The organism is Kitasatospora sp. NRRL B-11411, from assembly GCF_000721345.1.
GTDB classification, from domain to species: Bacteria; Actinomycetota; Actinomycetes; order Streptomycetales; family Streptomycetaceae; genus Kitasatospora; species Kitasatospora cineracea.
In genome coordinates, this window is sequence record NZ_JOGH01000094.1 from 22,377 (window position 1) to 31,715 (window position 9,339).

Below are 9,339 nucleotides of genomic sequence, written 5' to 3' on the forward strand. Positions count from 1 at the left end.
GCCACCGACTCCCTGCCGGCCCCTCCACCGTCCCCCCGCACCCCGCCCCGCAGCGTCCCCCACCGGGCGACACCCGCCCTACTCCCTGTGGTGCAGACAGAAGAATCCCGGTTGTTCCGGAATCATCCTGATCAGGCTGCTCCACAGTCTGATGAGGGGATCGATTTCACTTCTCATGGCAGAGCAGAGGAGTAGAATGAGAGTTCCAAACATCTCGCGCTCCTCGGACATCGCCGTGCCAACCATGAGCGCAACGGGCGCGATCGTTGCCACGAGGTGCGAAAGCCCACGAGGCGATGACGATGCCGAGCATCGACGCATCAGCACCATGGCCAAACCCCTTGCACTGGAGTCAACGGCACAGCGCAGCTCCCTGGGTCCCCGGGAGCGTTCACAAGATCATGGGAAACCTGGTCGCGCTCCTCACCGATGTCCAGAGCGAAGCAGCCACCGACCGCCCCTTCGTGTGGCCGACCACCGGGACACGGACCACGGTCCGTGCCGCCATCGGGCCACTCAGTTCCAGCGGGCTGATAACGACCACCGACCGTGGGACGGGTGCCCGGCTCACCACGGAAGCGGCATGGTTCCTCCGGAACGGCGACGTCGGCTTCCTGATCGCGCTGTTCCATGCGCACAGCCGCTTCATCGGTGAAATCCTCGGCCTGCTCGGCTCCACGGAGATGACACACAGAAGCTTGAACGATACGGCCGAGAGCCAGTTCGGACTGCGGTGGACCACGCTGGACCAGATCCGCCGCAGGACCACCTGGCTGCGCGCCACCGGCATGGTCGAGGTCTGGAAAGGAAGCACGGCCCTACGCATCACCCCGTCCGGCACCGCGTTGCTGGGAAAGCTCTCCCTGGCGGACCCTCAGGTCACTCCGGCATCGACAGCGCTCCCTTCCGACACCGCCGTCCTGGATCCGCCGGGTCCGGCGCTGGCGGAAGAACTCCGACTCCTGGACCAGCAGCGTCTCGCTCGGAGGAACCCCCGAATCGGTTACCTCGCCGGCGGCACCCGGGCCGAATCGGTCCGGCGGCTGCTGGACGCCGTCGGCCTCGGAACGAATCGCAGCGGATTCTTCGCCTTCTGCCAGGACACCTTCGGTGTCGAAAAGACCTCGGCAGTGCAGACACTCCAGACCCTGCTCGCTCTGGGAATGATCGAACAGGTCGGCAACGACTTGTTCGCGCCGACCGCCGTCGCCCTCGATTGGATGTCCAGCGACCGAGCGGTGGATCTGATCAGGATCCTGCACTGCCGGGTCTCACCGATGGGCGAGATCATCGTTCCGCTCACCGAGCCGATGACGAATTCCGAGATTCACGAGTATGTGCGGACCTCTCTTCCCGGGGTTCCTCTCCGCGGCCCCGGTCTGGCACAACGGCTGAAGCTGCTCCGGGAGGCCGAGTTGGTGGAACAGATCGGCTATCTCCGCTACCGGGCGACTCCTCTCGGGAAGAAGTTCGCCGAGTCGGTCACCACTCTCGAACCTGCTGGGACCGATCCAGGGCCGACGGCCGACGCTGCTGGTTCCGAAAACGTGACCGCCCGGGCCGAGGAGTTGAGGCACTGCGCCGCCGAACTCGTCGGGGCGGGAACCGACAGCTCGCATCCGGATCGGCTTGAAAACTCGGTCGAAAGAGCGCTCAACTTGCTGGGAGCGACATCCACCAGGATCGGCGGGCCTTCGGCAACCGACGTCCTCACCGAGTTCTGGCTCTCTCCCACCGAGACGTCGAAAGTCAGCTTCGAGGCCAAGACGAGCAGCGCCGGAGTAGTTCCGAAAAAGGACGTCGATTTCGACGGCATGGAGCAGCACCGGCAGGACCACGGCGCCGACAGGATCGCCATCGTCGGTCCGGGGTTCGGCGGACCGATCCCGAAGTTGGCACGGAGCAAGCAGATCCCTTTGATCACTACCGCTCTTCTGGCTTCCTGGCTCACCCGGTCGATCCGTACCGTTCTCCTGCCCAGCGAACTCCATCGTCTGATCTTCGATGTGGATCTCACCGACCAGGTCGCAGTGGAGAACCACTGGGCTGCCGTGGAACGGCGCTCGGAGGCGATACGTCTCGTGAGCCAGGCTCTCTGGGAAAGCGGAAACGACGCAACCGACATCGATTTCAACGAAGGCGCACTCAGCGTCCGGGACCTGTGGCGCGCCCTGAAGACCAACAGCCCCGTACCGATCGACCTGGTCGGCATCCAACAGGCCATCGATCTGCTGTCCGCTCCAGCGGTCAGCGGTGCCGCGAGAGTGAAGCACGAGGATTACGTGGCTACGGCGCGACCAGCGATCATCGCCGCACGCTTGAGGGGGCTGGCCGATGCCCTGGAGAGCGTCCCTCTCGAGCGCTTCCGGGTTAGTGACGCCCTCACCCCAGCCACCCCGGCCGGACCAGCCCCGATTCGTAGGCGAGGACGACCAGTTGGGCCCGGTCGCGGGCGCCGAGTTTGACCATGGTGCGGCTGACGTGGGTCTTGGCGGTGAGGGGGCTGACCACCAGGCGGCGGGCGATGTCCTCGTTGGTGAGTCCGAGGCCGACCAGAGCGAGGACTTCGCGTTCGCGGTCGGTGAGGACGTCCAGGCGGGTGGTGGCGGGTTCCTTGGAGCGGGCGGCGAACTCGCCGATCAGGCGGCGGGTGACGCCCGGGGAGAGCAGGGCGTCGCCGGCGGCGGCGACCCGGACGGCGCGCAGCAGGTCGCCGGGTTCGGTGTCCTTGACCAGGAAGCCGGCGGCGCCCGCGCGCAGTGCTTCGAAGACGTACTCGTCCAGTTCGAAGGTGGTCAGCACGACGACCCGGACGTCGGCGAGTTCCGGGTCGGCGCAGATCCGGCGGGTCGCGGCGAGGCCGTCCAGGCGGGGCATCCGGATGTCCATCAGGACCACGTCGGGGCGCAGTTCGCGGGTGAGGGCGAGGGCCTGTTCGCCGTCCTCGGCCTCGCCGACCGCCTCCAGGTCGGGCTGGGCGTCCAGCAGGGCGCGGAATCCGGCCCGGACGAGGGTCTGGTCGTCGGCCAGCAGCACCCTGATCACGTCGTGTCCCCGTTCTCCGTCGTCGTCGCCGTCACCGGCAGCCGGGCCCGGACCCGCCAGCCGCCGGCCCCGTCGGGGCCGGCTTCGACGCTGCCGCCGAGGGCGGCGGCCCGTTCGCGCATGCCGGTGAGTCCGTTGCCGCTGCCGCCCGCGTCGCCGCCGCCGGGCGGCCCCGGGTCGGTCACCGTGACCGTCAATCCGACAGTGTCCCAGGCGAGTTCGACGGTGGCGGTGCGGGCGGTGGAGTGCCGCAGCACGTTGGTGAGCGCTTCCTGGACGATCCGGAACGCGGCGAGTTCGAGTCCGGCCCCGGTGCGGGCGGGGCGGCCGCGGCGGGTGACGGACACCGCCAGTCCGGCGTGCCCGGCCTGTTCGACCAGTTCGTCCAGGCGCTGCAGTCCGGGCGCGGGGGTGCGCGGGGCGGCCGCGCCGGGTCCGCGCAGGGTGCCGAGGACCTGGCGGACCTCGCCGAGTGCTTCCTTGCTGGTGGCCTTGATGGTGGTGAGGGCGTCGCGGGCCTGTTCGGGGCGGGCGTCGAGCAGTTCCAGGGCGACGCCCGCCTGGACGTGGATCAGCGAGATCGAGTGGGCCAGGATGTCGTGCAGTTCGCGGGCCATCCGCAGCCGTTCCTCGTCGTTGCGGCGGGCCCGGGCCTCCTCCTCGGCGGCCCGTACGGCGGCGATCCGCTCCTGCCGGAAGCGGGCCAGTTCGGCCCCGGCGAAGACCAGCAGCAGCCAGGCGGTGACGCCCAGTTCCTGCCAGCCCCGCACGGCGTGGTTCGGGGCCCGCAGCCAGGCGTCGGGCAGCGCGTAGCTGGTCATCAGGTGCACCAGGTAGAACCCGGCGGCGCTCAGCCAGGCCGCCCGCCGGTGCCCGTGCCGGACCGCGCCGAAGAACGCCACCACCAGCGCCAGGAACCCGGGCCCGTACGGGTAGCCCGCCCACAGGTAGCCGGCGGTCACCGCCGAGACGGCGGCCACGGTGGCGGCCGGCCACCGGCGGCGCAGCACCAGCAGCGCGGGGCCGAGCACCAGCAGCAGGTACCCCCAGCCGTCCAACGGCACCCGGCCGCCCTGGTGCCGCTGGGCCGCCGTCGTCCCGGCCACCTGCAGCACCGCCACCACGACGGCGCCCGCCACCGGCCACCCGGCCTTCGCCGCCCGTACCCACGGGGGCACCCACAGCCGCGTCTCACCCATACCCGAAGGCTAACCACACCGCCGCGCCCCACCATCGTCCGCACGGAGCAGACACGCCTACTCCCCGCGCATTGACATCCTCCCCGGCCTAGGGGCTGGGGATTCCCGCCTGCTCCCGCACCGGTTGGGTGGGGCGCTTCGGGTGGGTTCCTGCTTCGCTGCGCGGTGCGGGCACGGGTGCCCGTCTGACCTGCGCTCGACAGGCTGTCACCGCCAGTCCGGCGGCCTTGGCGACGTTGACCGCCGCATTGATGTCCCGATCCAGGACCGTCCCGCACGCGCCGCACGTCCATGCACGGACGTCCAACGGCTTGGGACCATCCTTGACACCGCAGTGCGAGCACACCTGCGAGGTGGGCTCGAAGCGCCCGATCCGGACGAACCGCCGCCCGTAGCGCGCGGCCTTGTACTCCAGCATGGCCACGAACGCCGACCACCCGGCGTCGTGCACCGACTTGGCCATGCGCGTGCGCGCGAGTGCCTTGACCGCCAGGTCTTCGACGGCGATCGCTTGGTTGTCGCGGATCAGCCGGGTGTTCTCGGCGCGGCGCAGGAAACGCGGGCTGTCGATCTTCGTGCCGTCGGACAGGACCGCGAAGTGTCCGAGGCCAAGGTCGATGCCGATCGTACGGTCGGTATCTGGCATGCGGGCCAGGTCGGCGGCGGGGTCGGTCTCGATGGTGAACGAGGCGGAGTACCGGCCCGCGCTGTCCTTGACCACCGCCACGGTGGACGGCGTCGAGGGCAGGGTGCGGGACCACTTCACCGCCAGGTCGCCGATCTTCGGCAGGGACAGCTTCCCGCCCGGCGTGATCGACCACCGGGCGTTCGCGGTGAACCGGACGGCCTGCCGGGTGTCCTTGCGCGACTTGAAACGCGGCACCCCCATGCGGGGCCGCCTGCCCTTCAAGCCGTCGAAGAAGTTCCGGTACGCGGCCTCCAGGTCCCGCAGGGACTGCTGCAGTACCACGGCCGACACCTCGCCGAGCCACGCCCGCTGCGGGGTCTTCTTCGCCCCGGTGATCAGCGCCTTCGACAGATCCCCCACCCTCGGGAACGGCAACCCCGCCGCGCGGGCGTCCTCGCGGGCGCGCAAAGCATCGTTGTACACCACCCGCGCGCACCCGAACGCCCTCGCCAACGCCGCACGCTGACCCGCCGTCGGGTAGACGCGGAAGGAGTACCTGAGCTGCACAACCGCACCGTAGCCTCCCGGCCCACGGCCGGACGCCGCAACGACTCGACCAGCCGACCCCCGCCCACGCACCCGGCCTTCATGACCGAACACCGCCACAAAATGACCGCCGACCGCCACCCCACCCGACCCGAAGCAATCACGCGGAGCATCCGCGCCGACCCGGCGAGGGTGACCACGTCCACCCGCACATGAACCTCCCACCCCAGGCCACCCCGTCCAACAGCCTCAAAGGCGTCGGCTCCCACCACACGCGCCAGGAGCACCCCGACCCGGCCAAGCACCACCGGCACACGCAGCGCCTCCGGTCCGGCCCGTACTTCGCCGACTCCGCCGGCGGCGCACCCCTGCCGGTGGTACGCCAGTACACCGAGCAGCACAACCACCCGACCTGACACCCGCGGTGGACACCGCCCACAACGCGGAAGGGCACCCACCACCGGCGTCAGAACAGGGCCCAGAACCACTTCACCACCGGACTGAAGCCCGGCGCACTGCAATCAGTCCAGGTAGCGCAGCAGACCGGCGGCGGACCAGGAGGCCGGGCCGTCACATCCGCACGGCCCGCCCGGTGACCCGGACCCGGCTGTCGCCCTCGGTGAGGTCGACGGTGAGCACGCCGGGGCGGCCGAGGTCCTGGCCCTGGTGGAGGGTGAGGCGGGCGGTGCCCAGGCCGCGCAGCTCGCGCAGGTAGGCGCCGAAGGCGGCCGCGGCAGCGCCGGTGGCCGGGTCCTCGACGACGCCGCCGACCGGGAACGGGTCGCGGACGTGGTAGGTGGTGGCGTCCTGTTCCCAGACCAGTTGGAGGGTGATCAGGTCGAGCCGCCGCATCAGGGCGGCGAGCGCATCGAAGTCGTAGTCGAGGTCGGCCAGCCGGGCCCGGGTGGCCGCGGCGAGGACGAGGTGGCGCGCCCCGGCGTAGGCGATCCGCGGCGGGAAGCGGTGGTCGAGTTCGTCGGCCCGCCAGTGCAGCGCGGCCAGCGCCTCGGCGACGTCGGCCGCCGCGGCGTCCTCGACGGCGGTGGGGACGCTGGTCAGGGTGGCCCGGTAGCCGTGTTCGGCGTCCCCCGTGACGGTGACCGGCACCGGCCCGGCCTTGGTCTCGAAGCGGAACTCGCCGGGGCCGTGCCGCTCGCCGAGGACGACCGCGGCGGCGATGGTGGCGTGGCCGCAGAACGGGACTTCGGCGAGCGGGCTGAAGTAGCGGACGGCGTAGCCGCGCGGCCGGTCCGGGTCGGCGGTCAGGAAGGCGGTCTCCGAGTGGCCGAGGCGGGCAGCGAGGGCGAGTTGCTCCTCGTCGGTGAGCGCCGCGGCGTCCAGGACCACTCCGGCGGGGTTGCCGCCGGCCGGGTCGGCGGTGAAGGCGGCGTACTGCAGCGGCTCGGGGCGGTGGCCCGGTGCGGTGTCGGTCATGCCTGCTGAACGGGGCGGCCGGGCCCGGGATTCCCCGGACCAGGGCCGAGGATGGGGCGGGAACGGCCCGGTGGGACGGACGTTCGGACAAGAACGCTAGACTGCCGCATCCGGCTCGCACGGCATCGAGGAAAGAAGAACATGACTGAGGTCCACCCGAAGGTGGTTGTGGTTGTGCCGACCTACAACGAGCGGGAGAACCTCCCGGTCCTGGTCGGCCGGCTGGCCGAGCTCGGCATGGCGAACCTGCACGTGCTGGTCGTGGACGACAACTCCCCGGACGGCACCGGCGAGGTCGCCGACAAGCTGGCGGCCGACTCGGGCGGCACCCTCTCGGTGCTGCACCGGACCGAGAAGGACGGCCTGGGCCGGGCCTACGTCGCGGGCATGTCCCGGGCGCTGGAGGACGGCGCCGACATCGTGGTGCAGATGGACGCCGACCTGTCGCACCCGCACACCGCCCTCCCCGCGATGGTGGAGAAGCTGACCGGGACGGACGCCTCGGTGGTGCTGGGCTCGCGCTACGTGCCGGGCGGCTCGACCGCCTCGGAGTGGCCGTGGCACCGCAAGGCGCTGTCGGCCTGGGCGAACTTCTACGTCAACGCGATCCTCCGGCTGAAGGTCAAGGACGCCACCGCCGGCTTCAAGGCCTGGGAGGCCGGGGCGCTGCGCAGCGTGGACCTGGAGTCGGTGCGCTCCAACGGCTACTCGTTCCAGGTCGAGATGAACCACCGGGTGGTCCGGCAGGGCCTGCGGATCGCCGAGGTGCCGATCCGCTTCGAGGAGCGGGTCGAGGGCATGTCGAAGATGAGCCTGGGCGTGCAGCTGGAGTCCGCGGTGGCCCCGTGGAAGCTGCGGTTCGGCAAGAAGTAACGGCACCCCCGGGGCGCACCGGACGGCGCGGGTCGACGATTCGTCACCCGCGCCGTTCCGTTTTCCCGGCTCCGCGGCCCCGATCCCCGGCTCCCCCGGCCCCGTTCCCCTGCACTCGGGGCGCTCGGGACGCTCAGGGCGCGGCAGCGGCCTGCGGGTCGTCCAGGTAGGGCTCCCAGGCGAGTTCGGCGGCGCCGACCAGTCCGGCGTGCACGACCTGGGCGGGGACGATCGGGATGCGTCCGCTGCGGCCCCACAGGCAGCGTTCGGCGACGACGGCGGCGAGCCGGTCGGGGGCGGCGGCGAGCAGGTCGAGGTGCAGGCCGCTGAGCACGATCCGGTCGGGGTTGAGGATGTTGACCAGTCCGGCGAGGCCGAGGCCGAGCCGGTCGACGACGTGGTCGAGGGCGTCGGCGGCGTCCGGGTCGCGGGCCAGCGCGCGGGCCTGCGGGAGCAGCGGGCGGTCCGGGTCGGGGCGGCGCTTGGCGGCGGCGAACAGCGCGTCGGTGTCGGTCTCGGCGTTCAGGCAGCCGCGGTTGCCGCAGGCGCAGGGGCGGCCGAGCGGGTCGACGGTGAGGTGGCCGACTTCGAGGGCCAGGCCGGAGCTGCCGGTGTGCAGGTGCCCGTCGATGACCAGGGCGCCGCCGACGCCGCGGTGGCCGGAGGTGACCAGCAGCAGGTGGCGGGCGCCGCGGCCGGCGCCGTGCCGGTGTTCGGCGAGGGCGGCCAGGTTGGCGTCGTTGGCGACGGCGGTGGGCAGGCCGGTGCGGGCGCGCGGGCCGAGGTCGGCGCGGGCGACGGCGGCGGCGAAGAGTTCGGCGGCGGGGGTGCCGGAGGGCCAGCCGAAGTGCAGGGCGGCGAGCGCGGTGCCGTCGGGTTCGGTGACGGGGTTGGGCAGGGCGAGCGCGAAGCCGAGGATCCGGCGGCGGCTGTCGCGGGCGAGCCGGGCGCCGGTCTCGGCGACGGCGCCGAGCAGCGCGGCGGGCGAGGTGTCGGCGGGCAGCGGCAGGTGGACGGGGTCGTGCAGGCGGCCGCCGAGCCCGGCCAGGGTGGCGGAGAGGCCGTCGGCGTGCAGCTGCGCGGCGAGCACGGCGGGGCCGGGGTCGGCCGGGGCGAGGCGGTGCGAGGGGCGGCCGCGGCCGCCGCCGGCCGGGCGGGAGTCGACGGTGATCAGGCCGAGCGCCTCGAGTTCGCCGGTGACGGCGCCGGCGGTGGCGCGGGTGACCTCGAGGGCGCCGGTGAGCGCGGAGCGGGTGGGGGCCTGCCCGGTGTGGATCAGGCGCAGGGCCGGTCCGAGCAGGGTCCGGCCGCGGTCGGGCGCGGCACGCCGGGCCGGGCGCGGGGGCGCCTGCTGTCCCGGCTGCGGGTCGGCCCGGTGTCCCGGCTGCGGGCCCGGCGGCGGTTCCGGGCTCCCGGGCGGATTCCGGCTCGGACTCCGGCTCGGATTCTGGCTCGGATTCGGACTTGAAGGTGTGTGCGGCACTCCCCTATTCTGACTTTGTGCCGCTACTGAACAAAACAGAAGCCCGCCCCGCCCCCCCCCCCCCCCCCCCCCCCCCGTCGGCCCGACGCTCCTCCTGGTCGGGGGCACGCCTCGCCCTCACTGCCTTCTTC

7 protein-coding genes and 1 pseudogene are annotated in these 9,339 nt (G+C 72.0%); 3 read left to right on the forward strand and 5 right to left on the reverse strand.

What is annotated here, in order from left to right; all coding sequences use genetic code 11:
* Nucleotides 1-401 precede the first annotated feature (401 nt).
* Entirely contained in the window at nucleotides 402-2,465 is a 2,064-nt protein-coding gene (locus tag IH44_RS0129885; RefSeq protein WP_030462883.1) for a hypothetical protein, read from the forward strand.
* Here the strand turns inward: IH44_RS0129885 and IH44_RS0129890 are convergent.
* The 3 genes from IH44_RS0129890 to IH44_RS0129900 all read right to left on the reverse strand — a co-directional run bounded on the left by IH44_RS0129890 (nucleotide 2,383) and on the right by IH44_RS0129900 (nucleotide 5,439).
* Complete coding sequence (locus tag IH44_RS0129890; protein WP_030462884.1) at nucleotides 2,383-3,045, reverse strand: response regulator transcription factor; 663 nt, start codon at nucleotides 3,043-3,045, stop codon at nucleotides 2,383-2,385. The genes IH44_RS0129885 and IH44_RS0129890 overlap by 83 nt on opposite strands.
* On the reverse strand, nucleotides 3,042-4,244 hold the full coding sequence (locus tag IH44_RS0129895; RefSeq protein ID WP_035956799.1) for a sensor histidine kinase: 1,203 nt from the start codon (nucleotides 4,242-4,244) through the stop codon (nucleotides 3,042-3,044). Before IH44_RS0129895 ends, IH44_RS0129890 begins: the two co-directional genes overlap by 4 nt.
* 88 nt (nucleotides 4,245-4,332) lie before the next feature.
* A complete protein-coding gene (locus IH44_RS0129900) occupies nucleotides 4,333-5,439 on the reverse strand; it encodes an RNA-guided endonuclease TnpB family protein (protein ID WP_030462886.1) in 1,107 nt (368 codons plus the stop codon).
* 176 nt (nucleotides 5,440-5,615) lie between these two features.
* Between IH44_RS0129900 and IH44_RS45710 the strand changes: the two are divergent.
* Nucleotides 5,616-5,834, forward strand: a pseudogene (locus IH44_RS45710) (transposase); the annotation flags it as partial.
* A gap of 154 nt (nucleotides 5,835-5,988) precedes the next feature.
* Here the strand turns inward: IH44_RS45710 and IH44_RS0129910 are convergent.
* The gene (locus IH44_RS0129910) at nucleotides 5,989-6,852 is read right to left on the reverse strand and encodes a PhzF family phenazine biosynthesis protein (protein WP_030462887.1); all 864 of its coding nucleotides are present in this window, start codon (nucleotides 6,850-6,852) and stop codon (nucleotides 5,989-5,991) included.
* A gap of 141 nt (nucleotides 6,853-6,993) precedes the next feature.
* On the opposite strand from IH44_RS0129910, the gene IH44_RS0129915 reads away from it, so the two are divergent.
* Entirely contained in the window at nucleotides 6,994-7,725 is a 732-nt protein-coding gene (locus IH44_RS0129915; protein ID WP_030462888.1) for a polyprenol monophosphomannose synthase, read from the forward strand.
* 133 nt (nucleotides 7,726-7,858) lie between these two features.
* On the opposite strand, the gene IH44_RS0129920 is transcribed toward IH44_RS0129915, so the two are convergent.
* Entirely contained in the window at nucleotides 7,859-9,025 is a 1,167-nt protein-coding gene (locus tag IH44_RS0129920; protein ID WP_051817525.1) for an ROK family protein, read from the reverse strand.
* Nucleotides 9,026-9,339: the final 314 nt, after the last annotated feature.